The organism is Enterococcus avium ATCC 14025, from assembly GCF_000406965.1.
Classification (GTDB): domain Bacteria; phylum Bacillota; class Bacilli; order Lactobacillales; family Enterococcaceae; genus Enterococcus_A; species Enterococcus_A avium.
Genome location: NZ_KE136366.1, coordinates 34,731 through 55,124 on the forward strand (window position 1 = coordinate 34,731; position 20,394 = coordinate 55,124).

General features: G+C 40.8%; 17 protein-coding genes and 1 other annotated feature. Of the genes, 14 read left to right on the forward strand and 3 right to left on the reverse strand.

All coding sequences use genetic code 11. The annotated features are described in order from the left end of the window. The first annotated feature begins 155 nt into the window (after positions 1-155). From OMU_RS17620 to OMU_RS17660, 9 genes are all read left to right on the forward strand, one after another. Positions 156-1,877 (forward strand): septation ring formation regulator EzrA, encoded by a 1,722-nt coding sequence (locus OMU_RS17620; RefSeq protein ID WP_016181212.1) that lies wholly within the window; start codon positions 156-158, stop codon positions 1,875-1,877. Between the two features lie 169 nt (positions 1,878-2,046). Beyond that, positions 2,047-3,189 carry a cysteine desulfurase family protein gene (locus OMU_RS17625; RefSeq protein ID WP_016181213.1) on the forward strand — a complete coding sequence of 381 codons (1,143 nt, stop codon included), beginning with the start codon at positions 2,047-2,049 and terminating at the stop codon, positions 3,187-3,189. A gap of 94 nt (positions 3,190-3,283) precedes the next feature. Beyond that, a complete protein-coding gene (gene thiI, locus OMU_RS17630) occupies positions 3,284-4,492 on the forward strand; it encodes a tRNA uracil 4-sulfurtransferase ThiI (protein WP_016181214.1) in 1,209 nt (402 codons plus the stop codon). Between the two features lie 796 nt (positions 4,493-5,288). Beyond that, entirely contained in the window at positions 5,289-5,924 is a 636-nt protein-coding gene (locus OMU_RS17635) for a redox-sensing transcriptional repressor Rex (protein ID WP_016181215.1), read from the forward strand. 33 nt (positions 5,925-5,957) lie between these two features. Next, positions 5,958-6,170, forward strand: a binding site (T-box leader). 200 nt (positions 6,171-6,370) lie between these two features. Then, a complete protein-coding gene (locus OMU_RS17640; protein ID WP_016181216.1) occupies positions 6,371-9,010 on the forward strand; it encodes a valine--tRNA ligase in 2,640 nt (879 codons plus the stop codon). 171 nt (positions 9,011-9,181) lie between these two features. Beyond that, a complete protein-coding gene (locus OMU_RS17645; protein ID WP_016181217.1) occupies positions 9,182-10,492 on the forward strand; it encodes a bifunctional folylpolyglutamate synthase/dihydrofolate synthase in 1,311 nt (436 codons plus the stop codon). Continuing rightward, positions 10,479-11,138, forward strand: a complete 660-nt coding sequence (locus OMU_RS17650; RefSeq protein WP_016181218.1) for an HAD family hydrolase — start codon at positions 10,479-10,481, stop codon at positions 11,136-11,138. Before OMU_RS17645 ends, OMU_RS17650 begins: the two co-directional genes overlap by 14 nt. 48 nt (positions 11,139-11,186) lie before the next feature. Continuing rightward, a complete protein-coding gene (gene radC / locus OMU_RS17655) occupies positions 11,187-11,876 on the forward strand; it encodes a RadC family protein (protein ID WP_016181219.1) in 690 nt (229 codons plus the stop codon). 156 nt (positions 11,877-12,032) lie between these two features. Next, complete coding sequence (locus OMU_RS17660) at positions 12,033-12,233, forward strand: cold-shock protein (protein WP_016181220.1); 201 nt, start codon at positions 12,033-12,035, stop codon at positions 12,231-12,233. A gap of 100 nt (positions 12,234-12,333) precedes the next feature. Here OMU_RS17660 and OMU_RS17665 read toward each other — a convergent pair whose 3' ends face one another. The 3 genes from OMU_RS17665 to OMU_RS17675 all read right to left on the reverse strand — a co-directional run bounded on the left by OMU_RS17665 (position 12,334) and on the right by OMU_RS17675 (position 14,972). Further along, positions 12,334-12,837 carry a TetR/AcrR family transcriptional regulator gene (locus OMU_RS17665; RefSeq protein WP_016181221.1) on the reverse strand — a complete coding sequence of 168 codons (504 nt, stop codon included), beginning with the start codon at positions 12,835-12,837 and terminating at the stop codon, positions 12,334-12,336. 244 nt (positions 12,838-13,081) lie between these two features. Further along, entirely contained in the window at positions 13,082-14,758 is a 1,677-nt protein-coding gene (gene rnjA / locus OMU_RS17670; protein WP_016181222.1) for a ribonuclease J1, read from the reverse strand. Between the two features lies 1 nt (position 14,759). Continuing rightward, positions 14,760-14,972 (reverse strand): DNA-directed RNA polymerase subunit epsilon, encoded by a 213-nt coding sequence (locus tag OMU_RS17675; protein ID WP_016181223.1) that lies wholly within the window; start codon positions 14,970-14,972, stop codon positions 14,760-14,762. A 359-nt stretch (positions 14,973-15,331) separates the two neighbouring features. On the opposite strand from OMU_RS17675, the gene OMU_RS17680 reads away from it, so the two are divergent. From OMU_RS17680 to OMU_RS17700, 5 genes are all read left to right on the forward strand, one after another. Beyond that, positions 15,332-17,062: an ABC transporter ATP-binding protein gene (locus tag OMU_RS17680; protein WP_016181224.1), complete on the forward strand. Its 1,731-nt coding sequence runs from the start codon at positions 15,332-15,334 to the stop codon at positions 17,060-17,062. Further along, positions 17,059-18,819: an ABC transporter ATP-binding protein gene (locus OMU_RS17685; protein WP_016181225.1), complete on the forward strand. Its 1,761-nt coding sequence runs from the start codon at positions 17,059-17,061 to the stop codon at positions 18,817-18,819. Before OMU_RS17680 ends, OMU_RS17685 begins: the two co-directional genes overlap by 4 nt. 248 nt (positions 18,820-19,067) lie before the next feature. After that, positions 19,068-19,574, forward strand: a complete 507-nt coding sequence (locus OMU_RS17690; RefSeq protein WP_016181226.1) for a gamma carbonic anhydrase family protein — start codon at positions 19,068-19,070, stop codon at positions 19,572-19,574. Next, complete coding sequence (locus OMU_RS17695) at positions 19,561-19,896, forward strand: hypothetical protein (protein WP_016181227.1); 336 nt, start codon at positions 19,561-19,563, stop codon at positions 19,894-19,896. Before OMU_RS17690 ends, OMU_RS17695 begins: the two co-directional genes overlap by 14 nt. A gap of 62 nt (positions 19,897-19,958) precedes the next feature. Further along, positions 19,959-20,225, forward strand: a complete 267-nt coding sequence (locus OMU_RS17700; protein ID WP_016181228.1) for a (4Fe-4S)-binding protein — start codon at positions 19,959-19,961, stop codon at positions 20,223-20,225. Positions 20,226-20,394: the final 169 nt, after the last annotated feature.

A 20,394-nucleotide genomic window follows, 5' to 3' on the forward strand; every position in this document is an offset into this window, starting at 1 on the left:
ACTGTGCGATAAACATTTCTAAAGGGATTTCAAAACTAGCTAGTGAAGAGAAAAGTCTTTTGTGTTATAATCTACGTTAGATGTTTTCGCCAAAAAACTGATAATAATGAACCATTAAATAAACTGAATCTGGATAGTTGAAAGGAAAATCATACATGGGAAGTAATGTAATCATAGGGATCGTTATCGGCTTAGTCATTTTGGCTGCCGTTTTATACTTGATTGGTTATCTGATGAAGAAAAAAAATCAAGAACGCTTAAAAGAACTTGATAAAAGGAAAGAAGCGTTATTCGATCTTCCTGTCGTGGAAGAGGTCGATGAAGTGAAAAAAATGCATCTTGTCGGCCAAAGTCAAAATACTTTCCGTGAATGGAATCAAAAGTGGACAGATGTTTCGACGAAATCTTTTGCTGAGCTTGAAAGTCAAATCTTTGAAGTTGAAAGCCAAAATGAGACCTTCCGTTTTATGAAGGGAAAATCGGCGATCGAAAGCGCAGAGCGCACGATGACTGAGATGGAAGAAGAAGTTGAAGGAATTCGTACAGGATTGAAGGAATTACGCGAGACTGAAGAACGTAATTCATTAGCCGTTCAGCAAGCGTTAGATGTTTTTGAAGAATTGAAAAAGGATCTGAAGGAAAAGAAAGACAGCTTTGGACCTGCTTTACCTGAGATTCAAAAACAGGTAAAAAATGTGGAAATCGAATTTACGCAATTCGTTACTTTGAATACTTCAGGCGATCCGATCGAAGCCCGAGAAGTATTGGATGATGCAGAGAAGCATACGTACGAAGTACAAGAAACGATGCAAAAGGTTCCTGCTATTTATGAAGATTTAGAAAAAACTTTCCCAGGCCAGATCGATGAACTAGAAAAAACTTATAAGAAAATGATGGCTGACAATTTTGTTTTACCAGAGGATGATTTCGAAGAACGTCTGGATAAAGTGAAGAAGCATGTTGAACGTTCATTAGAGGATTTAGAGAAAATCGAGTTAGGTACTGTGGAAACAGCCAATAAAGAAACGGCTGAATTGATCGATGATCTGTATGTCGTATTAGAAAAAGAATTTGAAGCGAAAAAATATGTTTTAACTAACCGTAAAACAATCGGTGAATATATTACTCACGCTGCTCGGAATAACCACCAATTGATGGTCGAGTTGGACCACACTTCTCAGAGCTACGCATTGAACAACAATGAGTTGGGACGTGCCCGCGGTTTCCAAACAGAGATTGAAGAACTGGAACGTCGCAACCGCAATATGGAACCACAGATTGACAAACATGAATTAGCCTTTTCCGAAGTTCAAGTGTTCTATAAGGATGCCTTCAAAGTCTTGGATGATATTGAAACGAAACAAGTTGAGATTGATGATGACTTACACGATTTGCGTAAAGGTGAAAAGGAAGCTTCTGAGAAAATCGAGAAGTATGAATTCCGTTTACGCAATCTAAAACGCTATGTAGAACAACAACGTTTACCTGGCTTGCCTGGGGATTACTTAGAATTCTTCTTCGTAGCGACGGATCGTGTGGAAGAGTTAAGCAAATCATTAAACAAGATTCGGATCAATATGCAGGATATTAATAAGCTTGTGAGTCTTTGCGATGAGGACATGGAATTGTTGGATCAAAAGACCTACGACTTAGTGGATGCTGCAGCGTTGACGGAGCAAATGATGCAATATGCGAATCGTTACCGTCATACTCATCCTGAAATCAAGAGTGCGATTGAGAACAGTTTGGAACTATTTAACAGAGAATATCGTTACCAAGATGCCTTGGATGAGATTGGCACTGCGCTAGAACGAGTTGAACCTGGTGCTTTTAAACGGATTGAAGATTTCTATTTTAACAACCGAGATTTAGTCTAAGCTGAGCGATTTGCTCAGCTTTTTTACTTTATTTCGGAGAAATGAAGATCGACGTTATTGGCAACTGTTAAGGAAGAGGTTATGAAACTCTTCTTATTTGTAAGGATTACTTGAAGTGTTATGACATTCTCGCTATAATAGGAAAGAATTTTTGAAGGAAGGTCGAAGAATGATTTATTTTGATAATAGTGCGACGACGGCAATTTATCCATCCGCACTTGATACATATGTAAAAACGAGTCAACGGATTATGGGGAATCCCTCTAGTCTGCATGACTTAGGTACACAGGCGAATCGTTTGCTGCAGCAAGCGCGAAAACAAACAGCAGACTTGCTGAATGTGAAAACCAATGAAGTCTTTTTTACCAGCGGCGGCACGGAAGGGGATAACTGGGTACTGAAAGGTACAGCGATTGCTAAGCGAGAATACGGCGATCATCTCATTATTTCCAGTGTTGAGCATCCGGCTGTCAGTCGAACAGCCGAACAACTAAAAGAACTTGGATGTGAAGTTAGTATCGCACCAGTTGATCAAAATGGTTTTGTAAAAGTCGAGCAGTTGGCTAAGCTGATTCGTCCTGAAACGATTTTAGTTTCGGTTATGGGAGTCAACAATGAGATGGGAGCAATTCAACCGATCGAAGCGATTAGCAAAGTGTTGGAAGACCACCCCACGATTCATTTCCATGTGGATGCCGTACAGGCGATTGGTAAAGTTGAGCAGGAAAAATGGCTGACACCACGGGTTGATTTTGCTACTTTTTCTGCCCATAAATTTCACGGTCCTCGTGGAGTTGGTTTTATCTATTGGAAGGAAGGCAAGAAGCTGGCACCGTTGTTAAATGGCGGCGGACAAGAAAGTGGGCAGCGGGCAACGACTGAAAATCTTCCTGCTATTGTGGCGATGAGTCGGGCTTTGCGCCTACACCTTGAGAAAAAGGCAGAACGACCAAACCACACAGCAGTCATTCGTCAATACTTAAAGGAAGCGTTAGCTAGCTATGAGAAGGTAACGATTTTCTCTGGCGATGAGGATTTTGCGCCGCATATTTTAACGTTTGGAATTAAAGGGATTCGCGGGGAAGTGTTGGTTCACGCCTTGGAGGAAAAACAAATTTTCGTGTCAACGACGAGTGCTTGTTCAAGTCGTAAAAAGGTCGATAGCTCGACATTACATGCCATGGGGGTTCCCCATGACATTGCCACGACGGCAATCCGAGTTAGTTTAGATGAAGCCAATACCATGGCCGAAGCAGAGCAATTCATGGTGATATTCAACCATCTTTACGACAAGTTTTCGAAGATCAATTAAGACCGCTTCATGTAAATAGTGATTATGGATGCCAGTTGAAGCATTAAAAGACAAAGAAGGTCAAGAACTGACATTATAAATAAGGAGAATGATCGTGCAATATACTGAAATTATGGTGCGCTACGGAGAGTTATCAACCAAGGGAAAGAACCGTCGCAGTTTTATCATGCGACTCGCACAAAATGTCCGTGGGGCGTTGGCGGAATTTCCTGATTTGAAAATTCATGCTGATCGTGACCGAATGCATATTTTATTAAATGGTGAAGACAGCCGTTTGGTTTTACCTAAATTAGAAAAGGTTTTTGGGATTCAAACCTTCTCGCCAAGTATTCGCGTAGAAAAAACACTTGATGATTTGAAGCAAATGACGCAGCAAATCATGCAAGAGATTTATACGGGAAAAGAAACCTTTAAGATTACTGCTAAGCGTAGTGACCATCACTTTGAATTGGATAGTCATGGTATCCAGCAATATCTAGGAGATGCAGTAATGGATGTTTGTCCCGATATCAAAGCCCAGATGAAGCGTCCGGATATTAATTTGCGGGTAGAAATTCGCCGTGATGGGGCTTATCTTTCTTACGAAACGATCAAAGGAGCTGGTGGATTGCCAGTTGGGACCAGTGGTCGTGGAATGTTAATGCTGTCTGGCGGGATCGATTCCCCAGTTGCTGGTTACTTAGCGATGAAACGCGGAGTGGAGATTGAGGCTGTTCATTTTGCCAGCCCGCCTTATACTAGTGAGCAGGCGCTGCAAAAGGCCAAGGATCTGACAGAAAAATTAACGCCATATGTTGGCGGAATCCAATTTATCGAAGTTCCTTTTACTGAAATTCAAGAAGAAATCAAAGCCCATAGCCCACAAGGATATTGGATGACATTAACACGTCGGATGATGCTGCGATTAACAGATGCGATTCGCGAGATGCGTCATGGATTAGTCATTATCAATGGGGAATCACTGGGCCAAGTAGCCTCACAAACATTGCATAGTATGGTAGCCATCAATGAAGTGACGACTACACCAATTATTCGACCAGTCGTGACAATGGATAAAACTGAAATCATTGAACTAGCAGAAAAGATTGATACCTTTGAGTTGGCCATTCAGCCGTTTGAAGATTGCTGTACAATCTTTGCGCCACCTCAACCTAAGACACGACCAAAACTGGAGAAAGTTTTGGAACTGGAGGAACGCTTCGATATTGAAGGGTTGATGGCCCGCTGTTTAGCTGGATTGAAGATTGAAGAGATCATGCCTGCTCGAACAGAGAAAAACGAAGAGTTCGCAGATTTTTTATAATAAATTTGAGCAAGAAAGTGTACTTTCTTGCTCTTTTTTTTGTAAAAGATTGTTATTGTTTTTTCTACATGTTAAAATCGTTTATGTGAAGTAATTAACAAACAAGAGCTCATAGACTAATATACGGCGAGAGAATCGACCTAATTTTTTGCTAAAAAAATGATTACACTAAAACGAACAAGGATGTCAGTTCAGCTTTTCGCAGTATTATAGCTCATAAGAAATAGAAAGCTATGCTCAAAACAAGCAAAAGAACTGTTTAGCAGAATGATATACGGCGAGAGAATCAGCCTAATTTTTTGAAAAAAAATTATTACATTAAAACGAACAAGGATGTCAGTTCAGCTTTTCGCAGTATCTATAGCTTAGAAGAAGTAGAAAGCTATTGTCCAAGTAAGCAAAAGAACTGTTTAGCAGAATGATATACGGCGAGAGAATCAGCCTAATTTTTTGAAAAAAAATTATTACATTAAAACGAACAAGGATGTCAGTTCAGCTTTTCGCAGTATCTATAGCTCAGAAGAAATAAAAAGCTATGTTCAAAACGAGCAAAAGAAACTGTTTAGCAGAATGATATACGGCGAGAGAATCAACTTAATTTTTGCAAAAAAATTAATACATTAAAACGAACAAGGATGTCAGTTCAGCTTTTCGCAGTATCTATAGCTCAGAAGAAATAAAAAGCTATGTTCAAAACGAGCAAAAGAAACTGTTTAGCAGAATGATATACGGCGAGAGAATCAGCCTAATTTTTTGAAAAAAAATTATTACATTAAAACGAACAAGGAGAAAAAACATGGAGCGAATCATTCAAAAACCCCAACTATCGAAAGCGACAACTAAAAGACTGTCTTTGTATTTACGTTGTTTGAAAGGATTGGAGAAAAATGGTGTTACTCGCATCAAATCTTCCGAGCTCAGCAAAATGACTCAGGTAGGATCTGCGACGATTCGACGTGACTTTTCCCATTTTGGAGAGCTTGGCCGCAGTGGTTACGGCTACGATGTCAACGACTTGATTAAGGTTTTTAGCGACATGCTGGAAACGAAGGAAGAAAAACGGATCGCATTGATTGGCTGCGGGAACTTAGGCCAAGCGCTGCTAAATAATAATTTTCGTCGCAATGAAAATTTGAATATTGTTTGTGCATTCGATAACGATCCTGAAAAGGTTGGCAAAGAGCTGTGTGGCTACCTTATTCATTCGATTGATGAGATGGATGAGGTGTTGGCGGAAGAAAAAATTACTGTTGCTATCTCTACGGTTCCCAGTCAAAATGCTCAAGCAGCAATTGACCAAGTGGTTGCAAATGGAGTCACAGCCATTTTAAATTTTGCGCCAGATCCTTTAAAAGTGCCGGATAATGTCCATGTCCATTATATTGATTTAACCTCGGAGTTACAGACGTTGATCTATTTTGATGGTCAGTAGGACTTTACAAGTTTCCGAGTTCATTGTAGAATGAGTCAGACGATGATCAAGAGGAGTATATGAGGATTAAAGTTCTAGAGAGAAGATGCACGGCTGAAACATCTTTACTTTGACTCATAGAAGGTAGCTTGGGAGTTTTGCGATCTGAAAGAAGTAAGAACGCACGGTACATGTCCGTTACACATGTTCGAGCGGCAGAGTCTTTTTCTGCAATTTAGGTGGTACCGCGTAATTTACGTCCTAGAACACAGTTGTGTTCTAGGATTTTTTTTCGTTAGTTCTGCTTTTCGCAATTTATTATGAAGGCACATCCTAGTTAAAAAGGTTCTGACGAAACATGAAACGGAACTGTTTAGCGGATTCGTATACGCACAAAAAAGAGTACCTGTTGCTTTGACTAAAGAAGCTGTACCAGCAATCAATCTTTTAAAATAGGAGGAATTTAAATGACTGAAAATTTACCAACAAAATTCAATCCGCAAGAAGTAGAAGCGGGTCGTTACCAGAAATGGTTAGACCAAGATTTATTCAAGCCATCAGAAGATCAGCAAGCAAAACCTTATTCGATTGTTATTCCGCCCCCAAATGTAACTGGGAAGTTGCATCTAGGTCATGCGTGGGATACGACGTTGCAAGATATGATCATTCGTCAGAAACGGATGCAAGGCTTTGATACGCTGTGGCTGCCTGGGATGGACCATGCGGGTATCGCGACGCAAGCAAAAGTTGAAGAAAAATTACGAGAACAAGGTATTTCCCGTTATGATCTTGGTCGTGAAAAATTTGTTGATCAGGTTTGGGAATGGAAAGAAGAGTACGCAGGACATATTCGTGAGCAATGGGCGAAGTTAGGCTTATCCCTGGATTATAGCCGTGAACGTTTTACTCTTGATGATGGCTTATCCGATGCAGTGCGTAAGGTTTTTGTTTCGTTATACGAGAAGGATTTAATCTATCGTGGCGAATACATCATCAATTGGGACCCGCAAGCGAAAACGGCTTTGTCTGACATTGAAGTTATCCATAAAGACTTAGAGGGTGCCTTCTATCATGTTTCTTATCCGTTAAGTGATGGCAGCGGTGTGTTGGAAATTGCGACGACTCGTCCTGAAACGATGTTAGGAGATACAGCGATTGCTGTCCATCCAGAAGATGAACGCTACCAAGACTTGGTTGGTAAGACAGTAATTTTACCATTAGTCGATAAAGAAATTCCAATCATTGCGGACAGTTATGTTGATCGTGAGTTTGGAACAGGGGCAGTGAAAATTACTCCTGCTCATGACCCGAATGACTTTGAAGTGGGTAATCGTCATGATTTGCCGCGAGTAAACGTGATGAATCCGGATGGCAGCATGAATGAGCTGGCCGGCAAGTATGCGGGCATGGATCGTTTCGAAGCACGTAAAGCAATCGTTGCTGATTTGAAAGAAATCGGTCGTTTGATCAAAGTCGAAAAAATGGTTCACAGCGTTGGGCACTCAGAACGTACGGGTGTTGTTGTTGAACCACGTTTATCAACTCAATGGTTCGTTAAGATGGGGCCTTTAGCTGACCAAGCGGTAAAAAATCAAAGTACCGATAATGCGGTGGACTTTTTCCCGCCTCGTTTTAACAATACCTTTATGACTTGGATGGAAAATGTCCACGATTGGGTAATCTCTCGTCAATTATGGTGGGGTCATCGTATTCCTGCTTGGTATCATAAAGAAACCGGCGAAATGTATGTTGGCATGGAAGCTCCTGCGGATAGCGAAAATTGGGAACAAGATCCGGATGTATTAGATACTTGGTTCAGTTCAGCCTTATGGCCGTTTTCTACGATGGGCTGGCCGGACGAAGCAAGTGAAGATTACAAACGCTACTTCCCAACCAGTACCTTGGTGACCGGTTACGATATTATTTTCTTCTGGGTAAGCCGGATGATTTTCCAAAGCTTGGAATTCACGGATGAACGTCCATTTAAAAATGTGTTGATCCACGGTTTGATTCGTGATGAACAAGGCCGTAAGATGAGTAAATCTTTAGGCAACGGGATCGATCCAATGGACGTGATTGAAAAATATGGTGCTGACGCATTGCGTTGGTTCTTATCAACAGGTTCAGCGCCAGGTCAAGATGTTCGCTTCAGTTATGAAAAAATGGATGCAGCTTGGAACTTTATCAATAAAATCTGGAATGCTTCTCGTTTCGTAATTATGAACGTTGAAGGCTTTACCGCTGAAGATATTGATTTCTCTGGTGAGAAAACTGTGGCGGATCGTTGGATTTTAACTCGTTTGAATGAAACGATTGAAAAAGTAACCAGCCTGTTTGATCAATTTGAATTTGGTGAAGCTGGACGTCAATTGTATAACTTCATGTGGGATGACTTCTGTGACTGGTATATCGAGATGAGTAAAGAAATTCTTTACGGAGAAGATGAAGAAGCAAAACAAACGACGAAGAGCATTTTGGTTTACGTTTTAGATCAAACCTTACGTCTATTACATCCAATTATGCCTTTTGTAACAGAAGAAATTTGGGCGAAGATTCCACATACTGGCGAGTCATTAGTTGTTGCGGACTATCCAGTGGTTCATCCAGAATACAATGACAAAACAGCCGCAAAAGGTATGGAATTTTTGAAGGAATTGATTCGTTCAGTTCGAAACATTCGGGCGGAAGTGAATACACCACTTTCAAAACCAATTACTTTACTGATCAAAACGAATGATCAAAAAATCGATGAATTCTTAATTGAGAACACCAGCTATATCGAACGCTTCTGTAATCCAGAAGAATTGGTGATTGCAAGCGACATTACAGCACCTGACTTGGCGATGTCAGCCGTATTGACTGGCGCAGAAATTTACTTGCCATTAGCCGGTTTGATCAATATCGAAGAAGAGATCAAACGACTTGAAAAAGAATTGGCAAAATGGAACGGTGAAGTCAAACGTGTCCAAGGTAAATTAGCCAATGAACGCTTCGTGGCGAATGCACCTGAAAACGTGGTTGCTGAAGAACGAGCAAAAGAAAAAGATTATTTAGAAAAACAAGCAGCGGTTCAAGAACGGATTGAAAGTCTGCGGACGATTTCTTAATTGATTGATGAGTGTGACCTGTAATTTGGGTCGCGCTCATTTTTTATCTGATAATCTCATAACTAAATTTATAAATTGGTGGATTTCCTCAGCACTTATCCATCTTTCTTCAGGAAACTTTGCTATACTAGAGGCATGCAAAAAAAGAGATAAACGAGGCGAATACTATTGATGATAGAAGAAGCGATTGCTTGGATTCATAGTCGTAAAAAATTTGGCTCACGCCCAGGTTTAGAACGCATCCAAGCGTTATTAGATAAAGTAGATAATCCAGAAAAAAAGGTGCCTGTGATTCATATTGCCGGAACGAATGGTAAAGGTTCAACGGTTGCCTACTTACGCAGTATCTTAATTGAGGCGGGGGTTACTGTCGGCAGCTTTACTTCCCCTTACATTGAAGAATTTAACGAACGAATCGCCATTGACGCCCAGCCAATTCCAGACAATCAGCTGATTGTCTATGTCGAAAAATATCAGCCAATCGTCGCTGAGCTTGATCGAGACCCAGCAATTAGCGGGATTACGGAATTTGAGATTTTGACAGCAATCATGCTGGATTATTTCGCGACAGAACAAGTGGACGTTGCCATCGTTGAAGTTGGCTTAGGCGGCTTGCTGGATTCAACCAATGTCGTGAAACCGATTTTGACGGCTATTACAACGATCGGATACGATCATATGGATGTTTTGGGAGATACCTTAAACGAGATCGCCGGACAAAAAGCCGGAATCATCAAAAAAAATGTACCCGTAGTAACAGGAAAAATTACGAAAGGTCCGTTGATCGAAATTGTGGAAAAGGCAGCGAATGAGACAGCAAAAATGTATCGCTACGGCGAAGAATACCAAGTGGATTATTTGCGACCTGATGCCACTTGGGGCGAGCTGTTCAATTTTACCGATCAAGCTGGCAAGCTTACATCACTGAAGGTACCATTATTGGGGCGTCATCAAGTAGAAAATGCCGGAGTAGCGATTGAGCTGTATCATCTCTATTGTGAACAAAAGGGTCTGCCATTTGAAGAGAAGACCATTCAAAAAGGGTTGATGAAGGCACAATGGCCGGCTCGAATGGAAAAGGTCAGTGACGAACCCTTGATCGTCATGGATGGGGCGCACAACGGACATGCAATCAAACGCTTAGTCGAAAATGTAAAACGCGAATTTCGCGATTATAATATCAATATTCTCTTTTCAGCGTTGGAGACAAAGGATGTTGACCAGATGCTTGCATTGCTTTCAGAAATTCCTAATGCTCACATTTATCTGACCACATTTGAATATCCTAAAGCGTTGGATCTTAGTCGCTTTGACCATCTGGATAGCCGCTTTGAGGTGGTTTCATTATGGCAATTCGGCTTAGGAGAATTATTAGAGGATATGGGTGCAGATGATTTACTATTGATTACGGGCTCATTGTACTTCGTTTCTGAAGTACGTCAATTATTATTAAATTTAGGAGGTACGAATGAAAAAAGTTAAGGGAATCATTTTCGACATGGACGGCTTATTGTTTGATACGGAGTCGATTTACTGCGAAGCCAATTTGGTGGTAGCTGAGAAATACGGTCTGCCTTTTACGAAAGAGATTTATGCACGTTTTATCGGTATCTCAGATGAAGAGGTGTGGGCAGAGCTGCATAAAATGTATGCTGATCATGGCGAGGAGACGGTGCAAAAATTTATCGATGAAAGCTGGGGAATGGCTCATGATCGTTTCAAAACCGGTGAGGTCGATTTGAAACCAGGTGTCCATGAATTGCTCGCTTATTTAGAGGAAAAAGAAATTCCGCGGGTAGTGGCGTCTAGTAATGTGCGACCGATTATTGAAATTTTACTGGAGCATGCAGGAATTCGTGACAAATTTTCGGACATTATTTCAGCTGAGGACGTGAAATTTGCCAAACCTGATCCAGAAATTTTTGTAATCGCGTCGAATCGCTTAGGACTTGCGCCTGAAGATTGCTTAGTGTTTGAGGATTCGAAAAATGGGATCTTAGCCGCAGAAGGAGCGGAGGTGCCAGTAGTGATGGTACCGGATATTCTTCCGCCAACCACTGAATTAAAAGAAAAAACAGAAGCGGTTTTCTCCACCTTGCATGAGGTAATCGACTTTTTAGAAGCATAAAATTAACTCCTTTGCGTACTTTAAAGAAAAGTAGCAAAGGAGTTTTTTATGGAAAAAAGTTTGTTATTACAAGAGCTGCCTGAAAGTTCATGGCCGCGGGAGCGTTTGCTTAGAGAAGGTGAGAAGCATTTATCGGATCAGGAACTACTAGCGATTATCTTGCGCAATGGATCGCGTCAGCAAAATGTGATGGAATTAGCGGGTAGTATTTTGCGTGAATACCCAGCACTCTATGATCTAAAGCATGCAACGCTGCAGGAGCTGCAGCAATTTAAGGGAATTGGCAAGACGCGAGCAATTGAATTAAAGGCGATGATGGAATTTGGTTATCGAATCAATCGCGCATTACAGCCAAAGATGGGGAAGGTTCAATCTAGTCTTTCTTTAGGTCAACAGTTGATCACAGAACTAAAGGATTACCATCAAGAGCATTTAGTCGCCTTCTTTTTGAATACGAAAAATGAAATTATTTCGCAGAAGACGATCTTCATTGGCTCGCTGAATCAGAGTATCGCCCATCCCCGGGAAATTTTTCGCGAGGCGGTGCGAATTAGTGCAGCACGGGTGGTATTAGGTCATAATCACCCCTCGGGAAATCCCACGCCGTCACATAATGATTTGGCTTTTACTGAACGTGTTCAGGAGTGCGGAGCGATGATGGGAATCGAGTTATTAGACCACATTATTGTTGGTGAAACCAAATATTTCAGTTTGCGTGAAGAAAAGTACTTAAAGTAGCAATTGAAAACCCTTGCGCATAGAATAAGTAGAATGTTAAACTATTATTGTAATTTTGTTTGAGATACGAGTTGGTATACAGATGTTTCCCTTTTCGTAGGCCGGCAATGTTACACATACTTAATTAAGTGCTTAGGCACGAGGAGGATTTTATTCATGGAAAACGGAACAGTAAAATGGTTTAACGCAGAAAAAGGTTTTGGCTTCATCACTCGTGAAGATGGCAGCGATGTATTCGTACATTTCTCAGCTATCCAAGGCGACGGTTTTAAAACATTAGAAGAAGGACAAGCAGTAACTTTCGATGTTGAAGAAAGCGATCGCGGACCTCAAGCAGCTAACGTAACTAAGCAATAATACGACAAAGCCTTAGAGAAAAAATCTCTAAGGCTTTTTATTTTGGTTCTGATTTGCTTGGTTTCTTTCATATATTTTGCATATGAGAAGCAGTAACGATTTAATTTTCCGTCGAAAATTGGAAGAAGCGATCCTCTTCTAAATTTTCGACATGATTGGCATTATTAACTGCTAATGCGGCTTTACCGATACAGTATTGCCAGAAAAAATCAAAGAAGAGGCTGGTACTTTTTTCAGGCTTAATGGTATTAAATATGTCTCTAGTGACTTGCTTAGTTAATTGAATCGTATCAGAATCCTGTAGAAAAAAGCGATAGAATTCATCTGGGTAATCGGTGGCATAATTGGTTATCGCTTTTGAGAGAGCTTGTAGTGTCTTTGGTTCCTGATCTTCCAGAAAATCGGCATATTTCAATAAAACGCGGGTAGTTAAAACCGACTTTAGCTCCGCCAGATTCGCAAACTCACGATAGATTGGCTGGGTTGAACAAGCGATATGTTGTGCGATATTACGAGCATGAAATTTTTTGAAGCCTTCATTGATAATCAATTGATAAGCACCATCTATAATCTGGCTTCGTTGCACGCGTTGAGTTCTTACCATAATTAATCTTCCTTTATTTTGGATTGAAGAAGCTATAAAATAACACGTGTTAATTTATAGCTTTTTCTAACTAACTTTCATTGTGCAAATAAAGCAGCTGATTGTCAATTGATTTTTGATAATTTCAAGAAAATAATACTTTTTTTTGCATAAAAACTGAGAATTATTTTTTATCGGTTAGAAAATGATAGTAAGCTCAAGAATAAAAAAACATCCATCTAGGAAATCAGATGGATGTTTTTGTTTAATTATCAGGGGTCATGATCATCGGTAGAATCATTGGATGGCGCTCTGTTTGATCAAATAGGAACGGTTGCAAGGCAGCTACCATCGCATTTTTCAATTTAGCTTCAGTACAGCCAGCCTCATTTAAGGCCTCTCGTAATGCATGGAACAAAATCCGTTGTCCTTCATTAATCATTTCGCCAGATTCACGCATGTATACAAATCCGCGAGACAAAATATCTGGACCAGCTAGGATTTCTTTTTTCTCAATATCAACAGTTGCGACAGAAAGAACTAAGCCTTCTTCTGAAAGAATGCGACGATCGCGTAAGACCACGTTGCCGATGTCGCCGATACCGCTGCCGTCTACATAGACATCACTAGCATTGAAATGACCAGCTCGCCGTGCGCTGTCTGCAGTCAATGCAAGCATATCGCCATTTTCCATGATAAAGCAATTTTCTTCAGGAACGCCAGTATCTTGTGCTAATCCTGTATGGATTTTCAACATTCGGAATTCACCGTGGATGGGAACAAAATATTTTGGCTTCATCAGGCGCAGCATCAGTTTTTGTTCCTGCTGACTACCGTGACCTGAAGTATGAATGTTATTGACTTTTCCATGAATGACTTCAGCGCCTGCTTCTGAAAGCAGATTGATCAAATGGTTGACGCTGGTTGTGTTTCCAGGAATAGGCGAGCTTGAGAAGATCACTGTATCATCCGGTTGAATTTGGATTTGACGGTGCGTACCATTAGCGATTCGTGAAAGAGCCGCCATTGGTTCACCTTGCGATCCAGTACATAAAATCATCAATTCGTTTGCTGGCAAATTGTTTATTTCATGTGCATCCACGAATGTACCATCAGGAACTGTGATGTAGCCTAATTTTTGTCCGTTGACGATCGCGTTTTCCATACTGCGTCCGAAGACGGCTATTTTACGCCCTGTTGCCACAGCGGCTGAAGCAGCTTGCTGCAAACGGGAAATATTGGAAGCGAAGGTAGCGAAAATAATTCGTCCTTCAATTTTTTCCATAATGCGCAAAATGGACTGTCCAATTGTCTGCTCAGATTTCGTAAATGTTGGCACTTCGGCATTGGTGCTGTCAGAAAGCAAGCACAATACGCCTTCTTCTCCAAGCTTAGCCATTCGATGCAGGTTCGCAGGTTGACCGACTGGTGTAAAGTCGAATTTAAAATCTCCTGTTTCTACGATATTTCCTGACGGTGTTTTAACTACAACACCTAATGGATCAGGGATACTATGAGTCGTACGGAAAAAGCTCACAGACGTTTTGCGGAAACGAATCACAGAATCCTCGTCGATCTCATGTAATTCTGCATCACGCAATAAACCATGCTCGTCCAATTTATTCTTGATTAAAGCCAAAGCTAACGCCCCTGCGTAAATAGGAATGTTTGCTTGTTTCAATAAATACGGTACGCCGCCGATATGATCTTCGTGTCCGTGTGTAATTACTAATGCTTTAACCTTATTGAGGTTTTGGATTACATAACTAAAATCGGGAATGACATAATCAATTCCTAGTAAATCATCTTCAGGAAATTTTATTCCAGCATCAATAATGATGATTTCATCTTGGAATTGAACCCCATACATATTTTTTCCGATTTCGCCCAATCCACCAATGGCAAAGACACCAGTTTCATTGTTTTTTAGCGAAAGTTTCATATTAGAACTCCATTAACTTGAAGTCAGCATTCTCTTTTTCATATTCTAAATGATTGCCTTCTAAAAGTTGAATGTATTCCACGTTATATGGGGTATTTTCGCGTAATAAATTGTGAACGATTTCTTCGTTGTCTGCTTCTACATACAATGAGTGAGTTTGTTCGCGTTTTGGGTTCCGTTCTTTGGTTTCTTGATAATAAACTTTGTAAATCATGAATCTATCTCCTTTATTTGCTTTATAGCAATTTTTTCCACGACAAAATGAGGGGCGGCTGCCACCTATTTTTTTATGCTCGACGCTTTAGCTTATTTAAAGCGCTGAGAAGAAGCCTCGTCTTTGCTTCTTGCTTGAAAAAACAATTTCACCGTTCTTTGGGTTGTTCTTACAACAATTACCTGTAGTTTATCACAGAATAAATAAGAAGTATAGAAACTAGGAAGGGAAATGAGGATTCCTTAGAAATTTTCAGAAAGTCTAAAAAAGTAAAAGTAGAAAAACAATTTTTCATGCAGGCAGAAGTATTTTTTTTATGCTATATTGGAGACATTACGGTATAGAAAGAGGCGAGAAAAATGAAGTTAATGTTGCGCTATACCTTGCGTTACAAAAAGCTATTATTATTTGATTTTATCAGTGTTTTTGGGTTTATCCTGATCGAGTTAGGACTGCCGACGATTTTGGCAATGATGATTGATAAGGGAATTGGAAATAACGATTTTAACTACGTACAGAAGATGGGGATCCTAATGATTGCGATCACTGTAGTTGGAATTGTCATGAGTATTTCGCTGCGTTACTTCAGTTCTCAGATCACCTCTAGAATGGTCGCTGCGATTCGCGATGATCTGTTCGAAAAGATCCAAAGCTTTTCCCATTCAGAATATGAACAGATTGGTGTACCCTCATTGATTACACGCACAACCAATGATGCCTATCAAATTATGCTGTTCATGCAGAATATTTTGACTACAGGTTTTATGACACCCATGATGTTTGGCATGAGCTTGTATTTGATTATACGAACGAGTCCAGGTTTAGGGATATACGTGTTGTTGGCGTTGCCGATACTATTATTGGCAGTCATCCTGATCGCAAAATATTCGGAACCATTGTCAACGAAGCAGCAAAAGAACCTAGATAATATTAACGGCATTCTACGGGAAAACCTTTCAGGCTTACGTGTGATTCGGGCGTTTGTCAATGAAAAATTCGAAGAAACGCGTTTTCGCTTAGTGAATGATGCCTATACGAATAGTTCAAAAAGCCTGTTTCATTTAATGGCAGTAGCACAGCCAGGATTTTTCTTCCTATTTAATATCGTGATGGTCTTGATCATCTGGAACGGGACTGTGCAAATCAGCGATGGTGCCTTGGCAGTTGGAACGTTAATCGCTTTTATCGAATATATTTTTCACGCGTTATTCTCCTTCATGCTGTTTGCTACAGTGTTCATGATGTATCCGCGAGCGAATGTTTCAGCAGAACGGATTCAAGAGGTTTTTGATATGGAACCAATTATCAAAGACAATCCTGAAAAAACAGCAGAACCAACAGAAAGAGGTTCATTGGAATTTCGTAATGTAACATTTGCTTATCCAGGTCACTCAGAAAGTCCGGTGATACGCAATGTCAGCTTTACGGCAAAAGCAGGTGAAACGGTGGCTTTTATCGGCAGTACCGGTTCAGGAAAATCGACATTGATTCAATTGATTCCGCGTTTTTACGATGTGACGGAGGGTCAGGTATTAGTCAACGGACAAGATGTACGTGATTATCAATTGAAAGATTTACGGGAAAAAATCGGTTATATCCCACAAAAGGCCCAATTATTTACTGGAACGATTGAAGATAATTTGCGTTACGGAAAAAAGAATGCCACGCAGGCTGAGATGGAGCAGGCAGCTGAAATTGCACAAGCTGCGGAATTTATCTCGCAGAAACCAAAGGGCTATCAAGAAGAATTAGCAGAAGGCGGGAGTAATTTCTCTGGCGGACAAAAGCAACGCTTGGCGATCGCGCGAGCGGTGATTCGCCGCCCTGAAATTTATATCTTTGATGACAGCTTTTCTGCATTAGATTATCAGACAGATGCAAAACTTCGTGCTCGATTGAAAAAGGAGACAACTGAATCTGTGGTCTTGATCGTTGCTCAGCGAGTGGGAACGATCATGCATGCGGACAAAATTGTCGTGTTGAACGAAGGAGATGTTGTGGGGATCGGAACACATCGGGAATTGTTAGAGAAATGTCCGATCTATTATGACATCGCCGCATCACAATTATCAAAGGAGGAATTAGCATGAGAAACAGCATTTCTTCTTTAAAACGGTTGATGCATTATATCAATCCATACAAAAAGTCTTTCATTATTGTGCTGATCCTTGCGGTAGCGACCTTAATTTTGGGGACGTGGATGCCGTATCTAACTGGACTGCCGACAACGGAGGTCAGCAAAAATATCGCACAGGGTGAATCTATTAATTTTGATTATGTCTTTAAGTGGCTGATCGTGATCGTGATTGTCGGTATCGTTTATTGCGGAACACAGCTAGGAACGGGTTGGCTGATGGCCAATGTCGTACAGTCAGCGATGCGCGATTTGCGGGAGGATATTGAGGCTAAGATCAATCGTTTGCCGGTTTCTTATTTTGACCGCAATCAGCAAGGAAATATTTTGTCGCGAGTAACTAATGACGTGGATGCTGTCAGCAACGCCATGCAGCAGGCGATCATTAAATCAATTAATGCGGTGTTGGGTATCTTATTAGCAGTTGCTATGATGTTTTATATCAATCCGATGATGGCTTTGATTTCGATGATTATGATTCCATTATCCCTCGTCATCACTCGAAAAATCGTTCAGGTTTCGCAAAAGGATTTTCAAGGAATGCAGAATTCTTTGGGAGAAATGAATGGTTACGTCCAAGAAAATATGACCGGTTTCAGTGTCTTAAAACTATATGGACGGGAAAAAGAAACCTTGGCAGGGTTTAGTAAAGTCAATCATGAGCTTCGTCGCTTTGGTTTCCGAGCTTCCTTTGTTTCCAGCTTGATGCAGCCACTGGTGCAATTGACGGCGTATGCGACATATATTGCGATGGCGATACTAGGAAGCTGGAACGTTATTCATGGGGTAATCTTAGTTGGTCAGCTGCAAGCCTTTATTCAATATATATGGCAAGTCAGCCAGCCGATGGGAGAAATCACTCAGCTGTCTTCAATGATCCAAAGTGCTTCGGCTTCAGCTAAACGGGTTTTTGAAATTTTGGATGAACCAGAAGAAGAATTGAATGACCACGATCTGCCGTTGCCAGAACCAGTACAAGGAAATGTGGTCTTTGATCATGTTCAATTCAGTTATGATCCGAAGAAACCATTGATCGAGGATTTGAGCTTTGAAGTAAAAGCTGGAGAAACGGTAGCGATTGTAGGTCCAACCGGTGCTGGTAAAACAACCTTGATTAACCTGTTGATGCGTTTTTATGACATCAATAGTGGAAGAATTCTCATTGATGGGGTAAACACTCAAGAAATGAATCGCTCGGATGTTCGCTCCTTATTCGGAATGGTGCTTCAGGATGCTTGGCTGTACGAAGGAACGATTGGAGATAATATTCGTTTTGGACGTTTAGAGGCGACGGATTATGAGGTCGTTGATGCCGCGAAGACTGCCAATGTAGATCATTTTATTCGGACGATGCCTAGTGGGTATGAAATGGAGATCAATTCTGAGGGAGACAATGTTTCTCTTGGGCAGAAGCAATTACTGACGATTGCGCGAGCGATTATTTCTGATCCTAAAATCTTGATTTTGGATGAGGCGACTAGTTCTGTCGATACTCGGTTAGAAGGTCTGATTCAAAAAGCAATGGACCGTGTCATGGAGGGGCGGACAAGTTTTGTGATTGCCCACCGGTTATCGACGATTCGCGATGCGGATCATATTCTAGTCATGAAAAATGGACAGATTATCGAACATGGCACGCATACCGAATTATTAGCACAAGGCGGATTCTACGAGCAGCTGTATAACAGCCAGTTTATGGAGGAAGCAGAATAGAACGTTTAGAGGTCGATTCATAAGCGTTCAGCATTATGAGTGTCGTTTATTCGTAAAAAGGAGCTGAGCTGAAAGTTTAAAAGACTTTTGGCTCAGCTTTTTTTCCTAATTAAATTTTTGCTGCAAAAGGATTTTCTAGGTTCTCAAACGTAAACTAGAAAGGAAGAATTTCACAATAAATGCTATACTTATTTGGGGAACGACTTGTATCGAAATAATAAAAAACAGAGTTGAGCGAGGGAAAAACTATGGAAAATTTTATTGCAGACAGTGCAGATGTTTACGGTGATGTAACATTAGGCGAGGGGTCCACAATTTGGTTTCAAAGTGTTTTGAGAGGTGACAGCAATACGATTTCGATTGGCAAAATGACGAATGTCCAAGATGGGACGGTTGTTCATGTGGATCATGATGCACCAACAGTGATTGAGGATTATGTAACGATTGGTCATACCTGCATTATTCATGGCTGTACGATTCACTCAGGGGCGCTGATCGGCATGGGGGCAACTGTGTTGAATCATGCAGAAATCGGCGAAAATAGTTTGATTGGGGCGGGGTCCTTAGTAACAGAAGGAACCGTTATTCCAGCCAACTCGTTGGCTTTCGGATCGCCAGCACGGGTGATTCGTCAATTGACGCCGGAAGAAATTGAAAAAAATCGAAGGAATGCGCAACACTATTTTGAATTGGGACAGGCTTATTCAAAGAATACAATCTCTCGAATTCAGGGAGTCACTCATGAAGGAAACTAGTTTCTTATTACTTCAAGCGCAATTACGAGCATTGTTTCCAGATGATGGCTTAAATCAATTGGCTATCTATGAAGATCAAGCGGAACATTTTTTGATTTTTTCTAGTCGGGGACTACATGTGTTGGAAGAAGATCAATTAACCAAGGAACCGCGAAATGTTTATTATCCCGTAGATAGTTTAAAACCATTTGCAATTCGTCAACAGGCTGGAATCTTTGAATTGATCATAGAAACTGTGGGCGGTAGATCCTTTGTCTTGGCCTTTCCAGATCAAGCAGATGCTCATCAAGCCATGCAGACGCTCATTGAACTGCTGGCTTAAAGACGAATTAGTGTAATTTTTTCCTGTATCCCAGTATAATCTTACTAAAAGGAAGTGATGAAATGGACGGAAGTAAATTTGATCAAGAGCCGGTGAATGAAGAAGAATTATTGTCCCAAGGGTATCGCAAATATCACGGTGACGGTATCGACATTTACTACAATAAGGATATTTGCGCACACATTGGAAATTGTGTACGGGGAAATCCGGAAATTTTTGAGGTGGGCCGTAGACCGTGGATTATTCCCGATAACGGCAGCGTAGAAAATGCCAGCTATGTCGTAGATACCTGTCCAAGCGGTGCGCTGAAATACGTCAGTAAAAATTAAAAACTGCCAAGTTGTCAGTTCATGGACGAGTTTAGAGAAATAACTATATTACGAAGATCAGACCAATTTTTCTATAGGAAAAATTAATCCATTTATTATGAGTAAGGATTTCAGTTCCTCTTTTCGCAGGATTACAGCTGAATCAAGAAAGATCCAAAACAGCCAGTCA

What these genes read in the sequence shown, in the direction of transcription:
- OMU_RS17620 (WP_016181212.1), top strand. Translation starts at nt 156, where the DNA reads ATGGGAAGTAATGTAATCATAGGGATCGTTATCGGCTTAGTCATTTTG.
- OMU_RS17625 (WP_016181213.1), top strand. Translation starts at nt 2,047, where the DNA reads ATGATTTATTTTGATAATAGTGCGACGACGGCAATTTATCCATCCGCA.
- OMU_RS17635 (WP_016181215.1), top strand. Translation starts at nt 5,289, where the DNA reads ATGGAGCGAATCATTCAAAAACCCCAACTATCGAAAGCGACAACTAAA.
- OMU_RS17640 (WP_016181216.1), top strand. Translation starts at nt 6,371, where the DNA reads ATGACTGAAAATTTACCAACAAAATTCAATCCGCAAGAAGTAGAAGCG.
- OMU_RS17645 (WP_016181217.1), top strand. Translation starts at nt 9,182, where the DNA reads ATGATAGAAGAAGCGATTGCTTGGATTCATAGTCGTAAAAAATTTGGC.
- OMU_RS17650 (WP_016181218.1), top strand. Translation starts at nt 10,479, where the DNA reads ATGAAAAAAGTTAAGGGAATCATTTTCGACATGGACGGCTTATTGTTT.
- radC (WP_016181219.1), top strand. Translation starts at nt 11,187, where the DNA reads ATGGAAAAAAGTTTGTTATTACAAGAGCTGCCTGAAAGTTCATGGCCG.
- OMU_RS17660 (WP_016181220.1), top strand. Translation starts at nt 12,033, where the DNA reads ATGGAAAACGGAACAGTAAAATGGTTTAACGCAGAAAAAGGTTTTGGC.
- OMU_RS17665 (WP_016181221.1), bottom strand. Translation starts at nt 12,837, where the DNA reads ATGGTAAGAACTCAACGCGTGCAACGAAGCCAGATTATAGATGGTGCT.
- rnjA (WP_016181222.1), bottom strand. Translation starts at nt 14,758, where the DNA reads ATGAAACTTTCGCTAAAAAACAATGAAACTGGTGTCTTTGCCATTGGT.
- OMU_RS17675 (WP_016181223.1), bottom strand. Translation starts at nt 14,972, where the DNA reads ATGATTTACAAAGTTTATTATCAAGAAACCAAAGAACGGAACCCAAAA.
- OMU_RS17680 (WP_016181224.1), top strand. Translation starts at nt 15,332, where the DNA reads ATGAAGTTAATGTTGCGCTATACCTTGCGTTACAAAAAGCTATTATTA.
- OMU_RS17685 (WP_016181225.1), top strand. Translation starts at nt 17,059, where the DNA reads ATGAGAAACAGCATTTCTTCTTTAAAACGGTTGATGCATTATATCAAT.
- OMU_RS17690 (WP_016181226.1), top strand. Translation starts at nt 19,068, where the DNA reads ATGGAAAATTTTATTGCAGACAGTGCAGATGTTTACGGTGATGTAACA.
- OMU_RS17695 (WP_016181227.1), top strand. Translation starts at nt 19,561, where the DNA reads ATGAAGGAAACTAGTTTCTTATTACTTCAAGCGCAATTACGAGCATTG.
- OMU_RS17700 (WP_016181228.1), top strand. Translation starts at nt 19,959, where the DNA reads ATGGACGGAAGTAAATTTGATCAAGAGCCGGTGAATGAAGAAGAATTA.